The sequence below is a fragment of the Alteromonas sp. CH_MED4-4 genome (assembly GCF_037029575.1).
GTDB lineage: Bacteria > Pseudomonadota > Gammaproteobacteria > Enterobacterales > Alteromonadaceae > Alteromonas > Alteromonas macleodii.
This window is the reverse complement of sequence record NZ_JAYMEU010000001.1, coordinates 95,015-112,863: the sequence shown is the minus strand read 5'-3', so window position 1 is coordinate 112,863 and position 17,849 is coordinate 95,015. Positions and strand designations below refer to the sequence as shown.

Annotated in this window: 16 protein-coding genes; 11 read left to right on the top strand and 5 right to left on the bottom strand. The window is 45.0% G+C overall.

Annotated elements, in window-relative coordinates; all coding sequences use genetic code 11:
• Positions 1 to 55 precede the first annotated feature (55 nt).
• The 3 genes from WA381_RS00480 (at position 56) to WA381_RS00470 (ending at position 2,550) form a co-directional block, all read left to right on the top strand.
• The gene (locus tag WA381_RS00480; RefSeq protein WP_039235311.1) at positions 56 to 1,732 is read left to right on the top strand and encodes a chloride channel protein; all 1,677 of its coding nucleotides are present in this window, start codon (positions 56 to 58) and stop codon (positions 1,730 to 1,732) included.
• 1 nt (position 1,733) lies between these two features.
• Positions 1,734 to 2,162, top strand: coding sequence for a CopD family protein (locus tag WA381_RS00475; protein WP_156086868.1), 429 nt, complete (start codon positions 1,734 to 1,736; stop codon positions 2,160 to 2,162).
• Positions 2,163 to 2,358: 196 nt separating this feature from the next.
• On the top strand, positions 2,359 to 2,550 hold the full coding sequence (locus tag WA381_RS00470) for a hypothetical protein (RefSeq protein ID WP_014950582.1): 192 nt from the start codon (positions 2,359 to 2,361) through the stop codon (positions 2,548 to 2,550).
• A gap of 60 nt (positions 2,551 to 2,610) precedes the next feature.
• Here the strand turns inward: WA381_RS00470 and WA381_RS00465 are convergent, their stop codons facing one another.
• Positions 2,611 to 3,312, bottom strand: coding sequence for a UPF0149 family protein (locus WA381_RS00465; RefSeq protein WP_039226366.1), 702 nt, complete (start codon positions 3,310 to 3,312; stop codon positions 2,611 to 2,613).
• A 253-nt stretch (positions 3,313 to 3,565) separates the two neighbouring features.
• Here WA381_RS00465 and WA381_RS00460 point away from each other — a divergent pair, with 253 nt between their 5' ends.
• On the top strand, positions 3,566 to 4,762 hold the full coding sequence (locus WA381_RS00460; RefSeq protein ID WP_156086869.1) for an Nramp family divalent metal transporter: 1,197 nt from the start codon (positions 3,566 to 3,568) through the stop codon (positions 4,760 to 4,762).
• Positions 4,763 to 4,968: 206 nt separating this feature from the next.
• Here the strand turns inward: WA381_RS00460 and WA381_RS00455 are convergent, their stop codons facing one another.
• The 3 genes from WA381_RS00455 to typA form a co-directional block, all read right to left on the bottom strand.
• Positions 4,969 to 6,144 carry a MalY/PatB family protein gene (locus WA381_RS00455; protein ID WP_014950585.1) on the bottom strand — a complete coding sequence of 392 codons (1,176 nt, stop codon included), beginning with the start codon at positions 6,142 to 6,144 and terminating at the stop codon, positions 4,969 to 4,971.
• A 263-nt stretch (positions 6,145 to 6,407) separates the two neighbouring features.
• Positions 6,408 to 6,785 (bottom strand): response regulator, encoded by a 378-nt coding sequence (locus WA381_RS00450; RefSeq protein ID WP_014950586.1) that lies wholly within the window; start codon positions 6,783 to 6,785, stop codon positions 6,408 to 6,410.
• Positions 6,786 to 7,146: 361 nt separating this feature from the next.
• Positions 7,147 to 8,979 carry a translational GTPase TypA gene (gene typA, locus WA381_RS00445; protein WP_014950587.1) on the bottom strand — a complete coding sequence of 611 codons (1,833 nt, stop codon included), beginning with the start codon at positions 8,977 to 8,979 and terminating at the stop codon, positions 7,147 to 7,149.
• 457 nt (positions 8,980 to 9,436) lie between these two features.
• On the opposite strand from typA, the gene glnA reads away from it, so the two are divergent.
• The 4 genes from glnA (at position 9,437) to glnG (ending at position 14,326) form a co-directional block, all read left to right on the top strand.
• A complete protein-coding gene (gene glnA / locus WA381_RS00440; protein WP_014950588.1) occupies positions 9,437 to 10,846 on the top strand; it encodes a glutamate--ammonia ligase in 1,410 nt (469 codons plus the stop codon).
• A 238-nt stretch (positions 10,847 to 11,084) separates the two neighbouring features.
• On the top strand, positions 11,085 to 11,711 hold the full coding sequence (locus WA381_RS00435; protein WP_014950589.1) for a hypothetical protein: 627 nt from the start codon (positions 11,085 to 11,087) through the stop codon (positions 11,709 to 11,711).
• A 130-nt stretch (positions 11,712 to 11,841) separates the two neighbouring features.
• Positions 11,842 to 12,927, top strand: coding sequence for a nitrogen regulation protein NR(II) (glnL, locus tag WA381_RS00430; protein ID WP_014950590.1), 1,086 nt, complete (start codon positions 11,842 to 11,844; stop codon positions 12,925 to 12,927).
• Positions 12,917 to 14,326 (top strand): nitrogen regulation protein NR(I), encoded by a 1,410-nt coding sequence (glnG, locus tag WA381_RS00425; protein WP_014977284.1) that lies wholly within the window; start codon positions 12,917 to 12,919, stop codon positions 14,324 to 14,326. The genes glnL and glnG overlap by 11 nt, the downstream gene beginning before the upstream one ends.
• A gap of 62 nt (positions 14,327 to 14,388) precedes the next feature.
• On the opposite strand, the gene WA381_RS00420 is transcribed toward glnG, so the two are convergent.
• Positions 14,389 to 15,528: an HD-GYP domain-containing protein gene (locus WA381_RS00420; RefSeq protein ID WP_014950592.1), complete on the bottom strand. Its 1,140-nt coding sequence runs from the start codon at positions 15,526 to 15,528 to the stop codon at positions 14,389 to 14,391.
• Positions 15,529 to 15,733: 205 nt separating this feature from the next.
• Between WA381_RS00420 and WA381_RS00415 the strand changes: the two genes are divergently transcribed.
• The 3 genes from WA381_RS00415 to WA381_RS00405 all read left to right on the top strand — a co-directional run bounded on the left by WA381_RS00415 (position 15,734) and on the right by WA381_RS00405 (position 17,822).
• The gene (locus tag WA381_RS00415; protein ID WP_156086870.1) at positions 15,734 to 16,459 is read left to right on the top strand and encodes a 1-acylglycerol-3-phosphate O-acyltransferase; all 726 of its coding nucleotides are present in this window, start codon (positions 15,734 to 15,736) and stop codon (positions 16,457 to 16,459) included.
• A 32-nt stretch (positions 16,460 to 16,491) separates the two neighbouring features.
• Positions 16,492 to 16,890, top strand: a complete 399-nt coding sequence (gene rraB / locus WA381_RS00410; RefSeq protein WP_014950594.1) for a ribonuclease E inhibitor RraB — start codon at positions 16,492 to 16,494, stop codon at positions 16,888 to 16,890.
• A gap of 116 nt (positions 16,891 to 17,006) precedes the next feature.
• Entirely contained in the window at positions 17,007 to 17,822 is an 816-nt protein-coding gene (locus WA381_RS00405) for a choice-of-anchor H family protein (protein ID WP_156086871.1), read from the top strand.
• Positions 17,823 to 17,849 lie beyond the last annotated feature (27 nt).

Genomic DNA, 17,849 nt, shown 5'->3' with positions numbered 1-17,849 from the left:
GAATTTTAGGTGTTTATGGTAAGCTTCTTTTTACGTTAATCTACTGTACCACAACATGCGCTTGCAGGCTTTAAGAGAGGAAGTAGCTCATCCACGCACATCCATTCAGTTGTGCATGCTGGGCATTGTAGGGGGAACCTGCGCGGCGCTTATCATTATACTGTTTCGGCTGTGCGTAGAATGGCTACAAGAAACAGGCGTTTCGTCGCTTCAGTCGGTGCTTACCTATGACTGGTTGGTTTGGCTTATCATGCCATTTATCAGTGTAGGGTTAATTCTATTTATCGCCTTTCTTACGGGCTTCAAGCACTACCGTTTAGGTATTCCCTTCGTTATTCATCGAGTGAAGTACTATTACGGTCATATTCCATTTAGAACCACCATTAACCAGTTCTTTGGGGGCATGCTAGCCCTGGCCGGCGGTTTCGTTGTTGGTCGAGAAGGCCCTTCCGTTCATTTAGGCGCGTCAGGCAGTAGTTTCTTAGGGCAATGGCTTCGCTTGCCCTACAACAGTATTCGAATACTTGCAGGCTGCGGCATTGCGGCAGGGATCTCGGCATCATTCAACACCCCGTTTGCTGCCGTAATATTCGTGATGGAAGTGGTACTTAGGGAATACAAAATACATATTTTTGTTCCTGTCATGCTGGCTGCTGCCTGTGGCTCGGTGCTCACTCGCATTGTATTTGGAGAAGTAAACGAGCTTTCGTTTTTATCGTTTAATGCATTTAGCCAGTGGATGTATTTTTACTTGGTGCTGCTAGGCATTCTGTTAGGCATGCTAGCGGTATTATTTAATAGCCAGCTTATGCGGGTGATGACGTGGTTCAGGCCGGTTTCCATGGTGTGGCGTTTAATACTTGCTGCGCTAATTACCGGTACCATTGGTATGTTTATACCTGAAGCCCTTGGCGCCAACTTTATCGATGTTGAGCACTTATTTGATAGCTCCCCCGGCGCGCTGCTGTTGGTTTCTACTTTGGTGTTTAAAGTTATCTTGGCGGTATTTGCTATTGGCCTCGGTATTCCAGGAGGGATCATCGGCCCTGTGATGGTTATTGGCATGCTTGCTGGCGCCGTACTTTTATTGCCACTGTCGTACTTTATTGACGTACCCGAATTTACCAACAGCTTCGCCCTGTTAGGCATAGCAGGCATGTTGACCGCAGTATTGCACGCGCCTCTTGCAGCGCTTTCCGCGGTTATGGAACTATCGTACAGCCCGCAAATTATTCTACCAGCCATGTTGGTAATTGTGCCTGCTTACGTGACTTCTACGCAGTTCTTTGGCAACCGCTCTATTTTCATACGCCAGCTTGATTATCAAAATCTCCCATACGCTATCTCGTCTATTCGTGAAGCACTTGAGAAAACGGGCGTACTTGCAGCGATGAATACCGAGTACAAGCTATTTCACGATGCGCCGGAGCAAGCGTTAATTAACTACTTAGAAAGCGATCCAACAAAAATTGTCATTCAGAAGTTAAAATTTGAAATAGATGTGCAGTATAAGCTGGTCCAATACAATGTGAGTTTGGAACACGATGCAACAGCGTTAAACTATTACGAAATGGAAGGTATTAGCGCGCAGTCTACGCTGCACGAAGTATACGAACACCTTAAAAACTCGCGCTCTGGCGCAGTTTATATTTACGATCAGGAGCTAAACGATATTATTGGCGTAGTAACGTGGAATATCTTACAAAGCTTCTTACAAAAGGCTCATTATTAGTATGTACATTTTATGGTTTAAAGCGCTGCACATCTTTTTCATGCTGGCTTGGATGGCAGGACTTTTCTATTTACCGCGACTTTTCGTGTATCACGCGACAACGAAATCTCAAGTGGTAAAAGACGAATTTAAGGTCATGGAGCGCCGCCTGTGGTTCTTTGTTACTCCATTCGCCTTGTTAACTCTGGCATTCGGCGTTGCGCTTATTGTCAGCTATGGTGGAACTTGGTTTAAAATGTCGGGGTGGCTTCATATAAAGTTGCTGCTGCTTCTTGCTATTTACGGCTATCACTTCTATTTGTTTAAGTTAATGAAGCAATTTGCACGCGACGAAAATAGACACTCTCCGCGCTTTTATCGCTTTTTAAATGAAGCGCCGGTGCTTATCATTCTCGCCATCGTTTGCCTGGCTGTGGTAAAATCTTTATAAAAGTTTAAGCCAAAATAAATAGTAAAGGCGCACGTACAAAGTTATTGAAAAGTCAGTACTCAAGGAACCAGTACTGCTGTGTAGTGTGAGAAGTAATTGTAAGCTTGTTGTTGAGAGTGTTGTAAGCATTGCACACAGTCGCCCAGAACCTGCTGTTTCTCGGGTTTAACGAATTGTTTTTATCGGAATGCTATACATGGATGACAGTAATCAACACCTCAAGCATTTGCTCAAACAGACAGACATTGCCTTTAAGGCGCTTATGAGGGAGCCTGCTTCACGGCTTCTCAACGAGCAATACGAAAAGGCGAAGCTTGAACTAGACAGCTATACCGCTTCGCTTAAACACACGTTGAATCAACGGCATCAACAACAAAGACAGCGCTAATTTTGAATTAGCGTTTTTGTTTTTTGCTTCTCCTGCAGCTCCCAGTGATCAAATTTTCCCCTAGGTTACTTTGTTAAAGGTTTCAAATTGATTGGGTAACGCGCCTGCTAGCTCCCCTGACAACTTAGTGTAATCTGCCAGCACCGAAGGAAGCTGTTTAACAAGCATGTTTATATTACTTTCAAGCTGAGCAGCTTGTTTGTCGTTTCTGTAAGACAAGGCTAATTCAATATTAGCAAGCGTTGAGAAAAGCTTTAAACATCGAGACAGGCGAGCTTCTGCAGGTTCTGTTTTCTCAGGCTCGTTATCGTCACAGTCTTTCTTGTTCGCCTTACTTTTTTCTAAATGCTTTTCCCAATGGTTCCACGCATTTTGCCACACAGGTTCTAATTGCTTGTGCACGTGTAAAAGCCCATTTAGCCAGCTTTCGAGCTCTTTCGAAGGCCTCGTCGTTCCTTGCACCTCTATCGCAACGTTCAATTCACTAGGCATGGGCGACTTTTCCTGACGCATAAAATCCAAATGCGCCCGCAGGCCATTCATTAATGTATCAGCAAGCTTATCTACATCTTTGTCTACAAGGTGGCTGTCACTAGACTGTATGAGCCAGGGCATCCACTGTTCGGGCATGGGAATTTCTGGTGCGGAGGCAACGGCAAAGATCATTCCATCTACATAATAAGCATCCGGAAGCACATTCTCGAAACTGGGAAGCGAAACAATATCGCTGATTGTGTTAATTGGAAACCCATCTTTCACCATTACCATCCTATTTTAATTTGCGTTCTCTTTTATGAAACGGTAGTCTGCGCGGCCACTTTGTAGAGGGCATGTTTTGTAACCTTTTATCTACCCAAAATAATGGGAAATAAGGTAAAGAGTAAACAACAAACTTCTACACTGGGTACGCGACAATAGGTTTAAAACCAATCTGTTACTGTATTGGTTTAGCGGTACTGTTGCGTGCTCGCCTACCTATTGTCATGATAGCAAAACTTAACTAAGAGTCGTTGCAATGGCAAAAGATAAATCAGGATACATCATCGCGGCCGCCTTTATTGGCCCTGGAACAGTAACTACGGCAAGTCTGGCAGGTGCAAACTTTGGCTTTCACCTAGTATGGGCGCTCCTTTTCTCCATATTCGCAACCATAGTATTGCAAGACATGGCAGCGCGTTTAGGTGTGGCCAGCGGCCAAGGCCTAGCCAGTGCAATGAAAAATATGGCTTACAAGCCATGGCTAAAGAATCTTTTTATCGTGCTTATTGTCAGTGCTATCGGCATTGGCAACGCAGCCTATGAATCGGGCAACCTAACCGGCGCTGCAATCGGGCTAGACGCATTTATCAGTATAGGCATTGCCCCCTGGGCCAGTATTTTGGGCACGATCGCTATAGTTTTACTCTGGTCGGGCAGCTACAAGTGGATAGAGACAGTACTGGTTTATCTAGTCTTTATTATGGCTGGCGTATTTCTTATCACGCTGTTGGTAGCCAAACCTGATATCGCCGCGATGTTTAGTCAGTTAATGTCTCCGCGGCTGGACGCTGACGCCATTACCACGGTGCTGGCGCTTATTGGTACCACCATCGTGCCTTACAACTTATTTCTTCACGCGAGCCTAGTTGCAAAATCATCGAAAGGCCAAGATAAACAAGAAGCGGTCGTCGCGTGCCGAAACCAGTCTGCTAGAGCTATTAGTATGGGTGGGCTTATTACGCTTATCGTAATGGCAACAGCAATGATGGCGTTCTTCAATCAAGCTGCCACTATGGACGCTTCGAACATGGGCGAGCAGCTAAAACCGGTTTTAGGTGACAAAGCTCAGTGGTTCTTTGCACTAGGGTTATTCGCCGCAGGCTTAACCAGTGCTATCACTGCGCCGCTAGCAGCCGCTTATGCGGTAACAGGAGCGCTGGGGCTTTCTGACGATATGCAAAGCAAGAGCTTTAAAGCGGTATGGTTTATCATCATTGTAGTGGGTGTCAGCGTTGCAGCACTTGGCTTTAAGCCCCTACCCGCCATCCTGTTTGCTCAAGCGACTAATGCTCTTTTACTGCCAATTATTGCCATATTTCTATTGGTCGTTATGAATAAAAGCACCGCACTGGGGGAGTTTAGAAACACATGGAAAAGTAACCTGGCAGGCTTTCTAGTAGTGGGTACTGTGATTGGTTTAGGCCTGTATAAACTAATCGGCGTATTTAGCTAGCTGCAAAAATGGGGTCAGAATAATTTTCTCCCTTTGTATGTCGTTGTAGTGTGCACTCGCAGATAGCAATGAAATTACGTGACTAACAAACTTACTGCATATGAGAAGGGCCAAAGTAATACTTTGGCCCTTTTTAATAGAAAGCGTAGCTGCAAAAAGTACTCTGCCCCCATTTTGGGGATGAAAAAGTACTCTGACCCCAATTTTTAGCTGGCGAGGCGTTGCAGAATATCTTGGAGCATCGCTTTGCTGCAGCCAAAGTTAATTCTGAAATGGTCCGCCTTGTGAAAATCGATGCCTGGTGACGGGCCTACGCCTTTCTCTTCGGCCCACTGCTGGACGTTCTCTACACCTAGTCCACTGGCGTCTACCCACGCAAGGAACGTCGCATCGGCTTTGAGCATTTTAAGCCCGTCAATGCTGTTTACTGTGTTAAACACCATATCTCTGTTTTCACGCAAGTAGGTAAGTTGCTGCTGATGCCACTCATCACATTGAGTGAATGCTGCTTCTGTAGCCGCTAAGCCCAATACAGTAACCCAAGGTACGATGCCCGCTGCGGCATTGGTAAATGCCTGACGCAGTTGGCGATTAGGGATGATGGCAAAAGACGTTCCCAAACCAGCAATATTAAATGTTTTACTGGCAGCCATTAGCGTGACGCTATTTTCAGCAAGGTTGGACTCGCGGCCCGCCGGTATGTGCTGTTTGCCTTCTTCTAGAATAAGGTCGCAGTGGATTTCATCAGAACATAGCTTAACGTTGTTCGCGTTACAGATCTCAGCAATGCGATCTAATTCAGCTTTAGTAAGCACCGAACCTACCGGGTTCATTGGGTTACAAAGAATAAACAGCTTACATTTAGGATCAGCCGCTTCTCTTTCTAATGCTTCAAAATCTAACGTATAGCGCGCACCTTCAACACTCGAGATAGTTTCAGAACTTGTGCCGTCGTCATTTTGCACTACCGTGCCTATATCTACCCGTTCGAGACCATTTAGTTTTGGGGCAGCCAGTAGAGGCGGATAATTAGGTGTTTGAATAAGTACTTTATCACCGGGTTCACAATAGGCTTTACACGCTACGTTAAACGCTGGCACAACGCCTGGTGTCCACACTAGCCACTCGGGTTGAATTTCCCAATTATGCTTATCTTTAAGCCATCTCACTACAGCCTGAATAGCGCCTTCGTGATGTGCAGGCAGTATGTAACCCATGTTGCCATGCTCAACCTGACCCGAAATGGCGTCTAGAATTGGCTGCGCGCAACGAAACTCAGTATCGGCAACCCACGCAGGAATGATGTCTTTCCCTTTGTACTTTTGCCATTTAAACGAAAATGTGTCTTTTCTGGGAGGGGTATTATCGAATAAGGCGCTCACATTACATCCTGTTGCATAAAAACTTATGCCAACAGTGTAGAATTTTAGCGCCTCATAAACTAGGGGCGTGAGATGAATTAACCCGAATTTTCTATATCGAAATGTACTTTAATAGAGATAAATTAACACGTTAAAGCCAACGGTAAATTGCGCTTTGCTGTCCTAACCTGTTTTACATTGTCATCGTTAACCACGAAGTAGATTTTTGGCCCGCATGCACACCTTTAGCGTGCGATGCATAAAATGAAATACAACCTACAGGCTTAGCTGGCCTGCGACACCGCCTCTCTCGATTTTTGAACTAGCTCTTCCATATTGAGTGGCTTAGCAAGGAAACCGGTAACCTGAAGCTTACGCGCTTCTATCACTAACTCTTTGTTAGGGTCGGCAGTAATGAGTAAAAATGGAACGTCCAAACCCGAAGACTGACAGGTTTTTAGAAGACTTAGTCCATCATAATCCGGCATTACTTGGTCACTGATGATCAAGCTGATAGATTCTGCGGTTTGTTGCAGCAAAAAATCCCTTGCAAATTTACTACGTGTAAATGGATACACGGTGGCGTCTAACTGCGTTTCCAACGCGTCAGTAATAAGGTCAAGCGTGATAGGATCATCTTCAACTACTGCTACAGAAAACACTACCCTTCCCCTTTTTGTTAGGTCATTAGCCGTAAATATTACAACGACTTAGCTCACGTGTTAAGGCATCAGTCTATTGTACCAATCCGCATAGATTAATGCTCGCTGGGTATTGATCTATGCGGACTGATTTTCCAAGCATAGAATCTCTGAACGCTTTTGACCACTAACCTTTGGTCGATATTTAAACTTTTTCTAACGTTTTAGTGATAATGCTAGAAAGCAGCTTTTTTGATAGGAAGTGACGGTGTGTAAGTTGAGACACGAGTTGAAAGATTGCAGGCCAAACTCATCGGCAAAATGGAAAAAAAATGCCAGCTGACGCTGGCATTTTCAAAATCAATGTAAGTCTTAGAAGCTATTAAGACTTAGGTGCACGTGATGCACGCTTACGCTCGTTTTCTGTAAGAAGCTTCTTACGAATACGGATAGATTCAGGCGTTACTTCTACTAGTTCGTCGTCATCGATGAACTCAAGCGCTTGCTCAAGTGACATTCTGATTGGTGGAACTAGTGTTTGCGCTTCGTCAGTACCTGATGCACGAACGTTAGTAAGCTGCTTACCTTTAAGGGCGTTTACAGTAAGGTCGTTGTCACGGCTGTGAATACCGATAACCATACCTTCGTACACTTCAACACCGTGACCGATGAATAGGCGACCGCGTTCTTGAAGGTTAAACAGAGCGTTAGTCAGTGCTTTACCGTTTGCGTTAGCGATTAGAACACCGTTCTTACGCTTACCAATGATACCGCCTTTGTACGGGCCATAGTGATCGAACGTGTGATATAGCAAACCAGAACCCGACGTTAACGTCATGAATTCTGTTTGAAAACCAATTAGGCCACGGCTTGGAATGATAAAGTCGATACGTACACGACCTTTACCATCAGGAGACATGTCAGTCATTTCTGCTTTACGCAGACCAAGCTGTTCCATGATTGAACCCTGGTGCTGTTCTTCACAGTCAATAGTCAAGGTTTCGTATGGTTCTTGCGTTGCGCCGTCAACTTCTTTCAGAATTACTTCTGGACGCGACACTGCAAGCTCGTAACCTTCACGACGCATGTTTTCGATAAGAATACCTAGATGAAGTTCACCACGACCAGATACACGGAACTTGTCCGGATCAGGCATTTCTTCAACGCGCAGTGCAACGTTGTGTACTAGTTCATCTTTAAGGCGCTCTAGAATGTTACGTGACGTTACATACTTACCTTCTTTACCTGCAAACGGCGAGGTGTTTACCTGGAACGTCATGGTTACTGTAGGCTCGTCAACCGTAAGTGGAGGAAGTGCTTCTACAGTGTTGATGTCACAAATGGTGTCAGAGATCTTAAGTTCGCCAAGACCTGTGATTGCAATGATGTCGCCCGCGTGAGCAGATTCAACTTCGTGACGAGCAAGGCCAAGGTAGCCGTAAACTAAGCCAACTTTGCCGTTGCGCTTTTTGCCATCAGCAGTAACAACCGTTACTTGTTGGTTTGGCTTAACAGAACCACGCTTAACACGACCTACGCCGATAACACCCACGTATGAGTTGTAGTCAAGCTGAGAAATCTGCATTTGGAATGCGCCGTCGATATCTGCATCAGGAGGAGAAACTTGGTCAACGATAGTTTGGAACAATGCCGTCATATCGTCTTCTTTAGTATCTGCATCTAGTGATGCCCAACCGTTAAGTGCAGACGCATAAACAACTTGGAAGTCTAGCTGTTCGTCAGTTGCACCTAGGTTGTCGAAAAGGTCGAAAACTTGATCCATAACCCAATCAGGACGCGCACCAGGCTTGTCGATTTTGTTAATAACAACAATTGGCTTAAGACCTTGAGCAAATGCCTTTTGCGTAACGAAACGGGTTTGTGGCATCGGGCCTTCTTGTGCATCTACAAGTAGAAGTACAGAGTCAGCCATCGACATTACACGCTCTACTTCACCACCGAAGTCAGCGTGTCCTGGAGTGTCTACGATGTTGATACGGTAGTCGTTCCAGTTAATCGCTGTGTTCTTAGCTAGGATGGTAATGCCACGTTCTTTCTCGATGTCGTTCGAGTCCATTACGCGCTCTTCTTGCTCGCCTCGAGATTCAAGGGTGCCAGACTGCTGTAACAGTTTGTCTACCAGGGTGGTTTTACCGTGGTCAACGTGGGCGATGATTGCGATGTTACGCAATTTATTAATATCAGTGGTATTCATGCTTATATAGAGCCTGTGTAAATCAACGTCTACTTCAATTCAGTGGAAAGGAGTATGCGTTAGATTTGTTGCAAAAAAATGCAGATAGAAAAATTTGCGCGGATTGTACAGAAAAACCACGACGTTTGCGCATCTTTTTTTTGATGGAAACGAGTTTTATTGGTTTTCAAACACTTGTTCAACAAATAACCAGCCCCGTTGCACCTAATTGATCATATTTGGTGGCTATACGCTACAAAGTAATCTAGGCTGATTGACGTATAAATGAGCACAAAACGCCATATTGGTGCAACATTGCACCAATACAATGCAATTTAATTCAAACGGAAGTGATAAATGCCCGTCTATGCCACAGAAATCGGTATACATATAGATGGCATGATAATCGCTTTCACTTTTTCCACTGTTGGAGTGAAGCTGATCATTCCGCATTTTTACATTAAACCTGGAGGACACGATGTCAGTAGAAAAGGCATTAGAGCTGATTAAAGAAAGTGAAGCGAAGTTTGTAGATTTACGTTTTACCGATACAAAGGGTAAAGAACAACACGTATCTATTCCTGCGAGCGTTGTTGATGAAGAGTTTTTCGAAGAAGGTAAAATGTTCGATGGTTCTTCAATCGCTGGCTGGAAAGGCATCAACGAATCAGACATGGTTCTTCTTCCAGACGCAACAAGCTGCGTAGTTGACCCTTTCGCTGAGGAAACACAAGTAAACATCCGTTGTGACATCGTTGAACCTTCAACAATGGAAGGTTATGAGCGTGACCCTCGTTCAGTTGCTCGTCGTGCAGAAGAATTCCTAAAATCAACTGGCATCGGTGACACATGTTTCTTCGGCCCAGAGCCAGAGTTTTTCCTTTTTGATGACGTACGCTTCCACACTGACATGGCGGGTTCTTTCTACAAGATTGACTCTTCTGAAGCAAAGTGGAACTCTGGCGAAGAGTTTGAAGGCGGCAACATGGCACACCGCCCTGGCGTTAAAGGCGGTTACTTCCCAGTACCACCAGTGGACTCTGCTCACGATATCCGTGCTGCAATGTGTCTAGTTATGGAAGAGATGGGCCTTGTTATCGAAGCGCACCACCACGAAGTAGCAACTGCTGGCCAAAACGAAATTGCTTGCCAATTCAATACGCTAGTTAAGAAAGCTGACGAAATTCAAGTTTACAAGTATGTTGTTCACAACGTTGCACACGCATACGGTCAAACAGCTACCTTTATGCCTAAGCCGCTTGTTGGCGATAATGGTTCTGGTATGCACTGTCACCAATCTATCTCTAAAGATGGCGTAAACATCTTTGCAGGTGACAAGTACGCAGGTCTTTCTGAGGAAGCACTTTACTACATTGGTGGTATCATCAAGCACGCGCGCGCAATCAACGCGTTTGCTAACGCTTCTACTAACTCATACAAGCGTCTAGTTCCTGGATTCGAAGCACCGGTAATGCTTGCATACTCTGCACGTAACCGTTCTGCATCTATTCGTATTCCTCACGTAACTAGCGATAAAGCACGTCGTATTGAAGTACGTTTCCCTGACCCAACAGCTAACCCATACCTAGCGTTCACTGCTATGCTTATGGCGGGTATCGACGGTATTAAGAACAAGATCCACCCTGGTGATTCAATGGATAAAGACTTGTACGACCTACCGCCAGAAGAAGCTGCTGAAATTCCAACAGTTGCAAGCTCGCTAGAAATGGCACTTGAAGCTCTTGATAACGACCGTGACTTCCTTAAAGCTGGTGGCGTTATGACTGACGACATGATTGATGCATACATCGATCTTAAGTCTGAAGAAGTAACGAAACTTAACATGACTACTCACCCTGTTGAGTTCGACATGTACTACAGCGTGTAATTTCGCACTGTATAGCAATTTATACTAAAGCCCGCTCTGCGGGCTTTTTTTATGCGTACGATTTATCTACTATGTTTTTATAGCTATGCTAATGAATACTCTTTCATGCTGTATCAACTGCGCACAGGGCTTTGCCCGCTTGCATCTGCATACAACTAGAAAGGTTATCCATAAGCCAAACATAGCAAGCTATTGAATTAGCCAGCTAGCCAAAACCACATTGATTAGGTAACGACACGTGCACTACATGACGCGACACATTTGCTTAATTTCGCTATTACTAAGTAGCGGCAATGGCTTACTGCCTGTGCAAGCGGAAATGCTGAGCCAAGAAAGTACCCAGCAAGAAGCACAAGAAAGCGAAACCGGACAAAGCAGCAATGCAACATCAGCCGCAGCTACCTCTCCAATGACCATATACAAGGTGGTAGGTAAAGACGGCTCTGTGACTTACACCGACAAGCCGCAGCAAAACGCAGAACCCCTAGCTTTCGATGTAAAAACGCAAAACGTAGTAACTGCGGCAAAGGTTACCCCACCTCCCCCTGCGAAGCCGGCTGCCCCCAAGCCCAACTATCGCGTAGTCATTAAGTCACCTGCACCAGAAGCGACAATTCGCAATAACTTGGGTGAATTCACTATTTCTGCCGCACAACCTGGTGCACCCAAAGCGCCAATCTACCGATTAATCTTTGACGACGCCCCATTAGCTAGCAATAGTTCAGGCGTCTTTAAGCTTACTGGTATCCATCGTGGGGCACATACTTATAAAGTTGAACTCACGAACAATACGGGCAAGACTCTTGCATCGTCTCCATTACAAACCCTTTACCTGCATCAGGCATCGGCGTTAATTAATAACTAATAGCGTGCAACCACTGTTATGTATGCGCACCATAGAGGTTCAGTGAACATTTCTTCTTGAGCTCTTTATTCGCGCAACGCATCATTGCAAGCTACAATGCACAATTATGGTGCAAAGGAGACGAGCTCGGATGCATTCCACCGAGTTAGAAACACAACAGCTAATCAATAGCCTAAATACCGCACTGGTAATGGTAGACAACAAACTTACGATTGTTTATGCCAACCACGCTGGTGAAGCTTTGTTTGAGACTGGATTAAAACAACTTATTGGGCATCCACTTCAAGATTTTTTCTTGCCGGGCACAATAGAAACCACCCGACTTAAAGCTGCCATCAGAAAAGGTGAAGATTTCACCGAAAACGAAATTAAGTTGGCTTTTCGAGATAACCGCTATGTATCTGCCGACCTAACCGTTACCAACTTGCACTTCGAAGACGGCCCACGACTGCTATTTGAAGTTAAAAAGATTGACCAGCAAAAGCGAATTTCTCGAGAAACTTTACAAAACGCGCAGCATTACGCAGCACGGGAATTGGTTCGCGGCCTTGCACACGAAATCAAAAATCCTCTTGGTGGTATTCGCGGTGCAGCACAGCTATTAGAAAAAGAACTGATTGACGAGCATAAAGAATTTACAAGCATGATCATTGAGCAGTCTGACCGTCTGCGAAACTTAGTTGATCGATTGCTTGGACCAAATTCACTACCTCGATTTGAAGAAAGCAACGTGCATCAAGCGCTTGAAAAAATACGCAGCTTAATGCGCTTTGACTCAGACAATCCCATTACCATAGTTCGCGACTATGACCCCAGCATTCCACCGCTTATGTTAGACCCTGACATGATTCAGCAAGCGGTGCTCAATATTGTGCGCAACAGCGTTCAGGCATTAACCGAGAGCCAAACCCCCAACCCACAAATTAGGTTAATTACGCGAATAGAGCGCCAAATGACAATTCAAACGAAGCGTCACGCGCTGGTAGCTAAAATAAAAATTATTGATAACGGCCCGGGTATTCCGGCTGAAGTAAAAGACACACTTTTCTACCCCATGGTCACAAGCAAGCAAAATGGCTCTGGGTTGGGTTTGTCTATTTCACAGACCCTTATAAACCACCACGGCGGCAAAATAGATGTAGATAGCTACCCTGGTCACACTGAGTTCGTAATTTACATACCAATAGATCGTAAGGAGACAGACGATGACGAATGAGTCTGTGTGGATTGTCGATGATGACAGTTCTATTCGTTGGGTGCTGCAAAAGGCCTTACAAGCAGCAGATATCAGCTGCTTAAGTTTTGAAAACCCTGAAGATTTATTGCTTCAACTTCAAAGCGGCCAAGCCCCTGAAGTCATCATTTCAGACATAAGAATGCCACAAATGGACGGCATGACGTTACTGAACGAAGTGCATGCCTCGCACCCTATGCTCCCCGTTATCATTATGACGGCGCATTCGGATTTAGACAGCGCAGTTAACGCATATCAAAAAGGCGCCTTTGAATATTTGCCAAAGCCATTTGATATCGACGAGGCAGTAACCTTAACCCAGCGGGCGCTGGCACATGCCAGAGAGCAGTCCACCGTATCTAAAGCGCAAGTTGAAGACGTAGTAACGGAAATTATTGGCGAAGCACCTGCCATGCAGGAAGTGTTTCGTGCCATAGGTCGCTTGTCTCGCTCTTCAATTAGCGTGCTAATTAACGGGCAATCAGGAACGGGTAAAGAACTTGTGGCGCACGCCCTTCATAGGCACAGCCCAAGAGCAAGTAAACCTTTCATCGCACTTAATATGGCCGCCATTCCTGCCGACCTTGTAGAATCAGAACTATTTGGCCATGAGAAGGGCGCGTTTACCGGAGCCCAGGCAGCTCGCCAAGGCCGCTTCGAACAAGCCGACGGCGGAACATTGTTCTTAGATGAAATAGGCGATATGCCGTTAGATGTACAAACCCGCCTTTTACGTGTGCTTGCAGACGGCCAGTTTTATCGTGTCGGTGGCCATCAATCAGTGAGTGTGGACGTACGCATCATCGCTGCAACTCACCAGAATTTAGAACAAAGGGTTGCTGAAGGTAAGTTTAGGGAAGATTTGTTCCACCGCTTAAACGTTATCCGAGTGCACCTTCCTTCACTTAACGAGCGCCGCGAAGATATTCCATTACTAACCCGTCATTTCTTGCGCCGAGCAGCCAAAGAACTTGATGTAGAAGCTAAAAGCATATCGAAAGACGCTGAGCGCGTAATGTCTCAGCTACCATGGCCTGGAAACGTAAGGCAGCTAGAAAACGTGTGTCGCTGGTTAACGGTAATGGCGAGTGGTCAAGAAGTGCTGCCCAGCGATCTGCCACCGGAAATTCACAGCGATAGCAGTATTGAAAAACCTAGCGCTGAATCGGGTGAGTGGCCAGATTTGTTGGCAAGCTGGACCGATAAACAGCTTCGCGACGGCCATCACAACATTCTTAACGACGCGATGCTGACGTTTGAGCGTATTATGCTTGAGCGAGCACTTCAGCACACTCATGGCCACAAACAAGATGCGGCTAAACGCTTGGGTTGGGGAAGAAATACCCTAACAAGAAAGTTAAAAGAATTGGGCGTGAACTAACCCTAGTGATTACGCCGTAAGCTAGCAGGGAACTCGCTGCTAGCTTATAAGCGGCTTGCGACCTAATGTCCTTTCGTCAGTAGCGCCGTCATTCCCTGATTGAAATGCCTTACCCACTTCATACTAAACTGGCCTTTGGCGCTTCGATTTATTTCTATCACCGCCTCTTTTTTGGAAAGTACGTTATCTTCATTGTGCGCTCTTGGGTGTGTCATTGCATCGTAGGTATCAACAATGGCTAATAACTTCGCACCTTCACAGATATCGTCTTCTTTTAGCCCCAATGGATAACCTGTTCCATCAGTGCGTTCATGGTGCTGCATCACGATTTTGCGCGCCATATCCCATTGGTCTAGGTGCTCTAACAAACGGGCGCTTTTATACACATGAGAGCGCATAAGATTAAATTCGATATCGCTTAGCGCATCGCCTTTGTGCAAAAGCTTCAATGGCATGAAGGCCATTCCGAAGTCATGTACATAGCTGGCTACGGCAAGCTGATCTTCGTCGATAGGGTTTTCGGCCACATCGTTAATATACATAGCCAGTTTGGCAATGCGATCACCACGACCAGACCAGTAGTTAGAGCGGCGTTCAATGGTTTGCATTAAGTCGCGGAAAAATAGAATATCTTGCTTCTTTTCACTACTAATATCTTTAGGGATACCTGTAGCCGCTAACGTAGGGGGCTTTATCTGAACGTTTTGTGGGTCGTCTTCATCCGCAACAATATCTAACGCTGGGTTAAGTAACAAGACCGCTTCGGTAAGGCGTTTTTCATGCTCAGCAGTATTTTCAGGCGTCACACGACCGATAGCTAAAACCAGCTGATTGTGAAGATTGTCATCGTACTCGGCTTTGCCACTGGCCATTACAGCCTCTACGAAGGCTTTTACTCTGTCCATTGTAAGCAATACCAAGTCACTCATAGTACTTGTGTACGCCACCTGCCCTTTGCGCAAATAATCTAGCAAGTCTTCTACATGCTGCAAAAGCGGGATCATGGGTGAGAAATTAACCAGGCCTAAATCACCTTTAATGGTGTGGATTGAGCGAAACAGAGCACGCTGCAATTCGTTGTCTTCCGGACGAAGCTCTAATTCAATCAAGGTTTGTTCACTTGATTCATAGAGTTCGTTTATTTCCTCCATAAGGTCAGCAAGAATATCTTCTTCTAGGTCGTCTGGAGTAAATGTCTGCATATAGTGGTTACCGAGTTAGGTTCGATTGCGCTTTTTATTATTGTAATTGGGTATCGGCAAAATTTCCTCATACTAAAGGTGAGAAACATAGCCACTTTTCCAACTTATTGCTCAACTATACCTTCCGCACTGTAAAAACTCATCGGACAAGTGTACGCTGAAACTTCATCTATACTGCGCGCGTCAATTGTATCTAGGAGTTGTTTTGATCGCTTTATTCCGCATTCCGGCACTTTTTATCGCCTTTTTACTCATTAACATCGTTCTGCTAATTGTTTGTATCGTACGACCTTTTCACAAAGATAACGTGCATATTGCGGGTAGTATGTATTCACTTATGGCTAAGGTCGTAGGTCTCAAAATTATTATAAAGAAAGATCCTGCGGTTAAAATAAACGAGCCCTACGTTTACATCGCCAATCATCAAAACAGTTTCGACGTTATCACTATCTGTAAAGCTGCACTGCCTGGCGTGGTAACCATTGGCAAAAAGAGCTTAAAGTGGATCCCTATTTTCGGCCAAATCTATTGGTTGTCAGGCAATATCATGATTGATAGAAAGAATTCCGGTAAAGCCCGTAATACACTCGATATTGCTGCAAAACGCATTGCGAAAAAGAAAACGTCGGTATGGCTATTCCCAGAAGGTACACGAAGCTATGGCAGAGGCATATTACCTTTTAAGCAAGGTGCGTTTCGCCTAGCTAAGACCACCAACGAACCGGTTGTTATGGTAACCGCCAGCAATTTGCACAATAAAGTAAAATGGAACCGTTGGAATAACGGCATTGTGCTAATTGATATTGCCGCCCCTCAGGCTTTGAGCGAAGACAAGACAATTAAAGAGTGGATGGTGCATTTTAACGATGAAATGAAACAAAAGTTTGATGCGCTTAATACACAGGTCGATGAACTGGAAAAAAGCAGGTAAACTTGCGTCAAAATTGCTAACGAGTGTTTATTATGACCCAGTTCGATGAAAGAGAAGAGTGGTACGAGTTTAACCAAGAAACTATTGATGCCCTTCTAGAAGACGGCAGCCAAGCCGATGCCGACTATACCATTGAGCACCACTTCGCCAGCACTGACTTCGACGTGCTAGAAAAGGCAGCTGTTGATGCGTTTAAAGCTGGTTTTGAAGTCACCGACGCAGAAGAGCTTATTCTTGATGATGGCGAAACCATTTTCTGCTTCGACGCAGTTGCAGAGCGAAAGCTAGATATTGAAAAGCTTAATGCGGACTCTGACACCTTGCTTAAAATTGCCGACAAGCATGATGTAACCTACGACGGTTGGGGTACTTACTTCGAGCCGCGTGAAGAAGGTGAATACGAAGAAGAAGATCACTACTTCGACGACTGATCTCTAAGGCACCCTCACCGCTTTAACTGAGAAGGCGTTAATTTCCCCTTCAGCTTTTGTTCATCTTTTTCCGTCAACAATGACACTGTCATTATCGATTGGAAAAGGATGGACAGATGAAAAAGCTACTTTTCTCACTTACTACATATTCTGCTATTGCAACATTACAGCTTGCGCTTATGTCACCTGTGCATGCCAGTACCGAAAATAGCGCACAAAACAAAAACGTTACCTCTAACGAATACCGTTACGACAAACCATTTGTTGCCGCTGAATCGCTTCTGCCTAAAACCTCAGGTGCATTGACAAGCGAAGAAACAATCACTCAATCTGTTGATGACGTTGAGACTAATCAACAGTCCCTTCCCAAGGCGGGTAAGCATCAACAGCATTTAGCCGTGAGTAAGTCCTCTAGCGATATCGTAGTCAGCAGTATTAATGAGTTTTGGATTTATGAAAGCTGGGTAACGCTTGAGCAAGACATTGATTACGATGGTTATCACTCTACGTTTTCGATTGAGTTTGACGCCGACACCATTTTCACTCGCGCGCCAGTATACGCGGTCCTGTATTTGGGCAAAAACGACGTGTACGAGTCTATTCACGTGTCGTCTGAATTTTACATTTACTCAGAAGACTCAACAGATACCTTTACCATTGAAAGCACATTAGTTTCTGGCTATCCGCCCGGTGAGTACGACATTCTATTAGAGCTTTATGATGCAGATACCGAAATGCTTGTGGCGTATACCGATGCCTATGATGACAGTGCACTCGCCTATCTTCCCCTTGAAAGTGAAAATAATGAATATGTGGTTGAAGATACGGTAGTCATAGTAGAAGAGCATGGCGGAGCATGGTCTTTACTCCCACTGTGTCTATTAGGTGGCATTGTACTTGTTAGACGAACTGTTAGACGCCGACACTGCTAACTATCTTGGAAAGTTAATCAGCTAAAA

Coding starts and splice junctions, on each gene's coding strand:
- glnA (WP_014950588.1), top strand. CDS start 9,437: ATGTCAGTAGAAAAGGCATTAGAGCTGATTAAAGAAAGTGAAGCGAAG.
- WA381_RS00480 (WP_039235311.1), top strand. CDS start 56: ATGCGCTTGCAGGCTTTAAGAGAGGAAGTAGCTCATCCACGCACATCC.
- WA381_RS00405 (WP_156086871.1), top strand. CDS start 17,007: ATGAAAAAGCTACTTTTCTCACTTACTACATATTCTGCTATTGCAACA.
- WA381_RS00420 (WP_014950592.1), bottom strand. CDS start 15,528: ATGCAGACATTTACTCCAGACGACCTAGAAGAAGATATTCTTGCTGAC.
- glnG (WP_014977284.1), top strand. CDS start 12,917: ATGACGAATGAGTCTGTGTGGATTGTCGATGATGACAGTTCTATTCGT.
- rraB (WP_014950594.1), top strand. CDS start 16,492: ATGACCCAGTTCGATGAAAGAGAAGAGTGGTACGAGTTTAACCAAGAA.
- WA381_RS00470 (WP_014950582.1), top strand. CDS start 2,359: ATGGATGACAGTAATCAACACCTCAAGCATTTGCTCAAACAGACAGAC.
- WA381_RS00460 (WP_156086869.1), top strand. CDS start 3,566: ATGGCAAAAGATAAATCAGGATACATCATCGCGGCCGCCTTTATTGGC.
- glnL (WP_014950590.1), top strand. CDS start 11,842: ATGCATTCCACCGAGTTAGAAACACAACAGCTAATCAATAGCCTAAAT.
- typA (WP_014950587.1), bottom strand. CDS start 8,979: ATGAATACCACTGATATTAATAAATTGCGTAACATCGCAATCATCGCC.
- WA381_RS00465 (WP_039226366.1), bottom strand. CDS start 3,312: ATGGTGAAAGATGGGTTTCCAATTAACACAATCAGCGATATTGTTTCG.
- WA381_RS00475 (WP_156086868.1), top strand. CDS start 1,734: ATGTACATTTTATGGTTTAAAGCGCTGCACATCTTTTTCATGCTGGCT.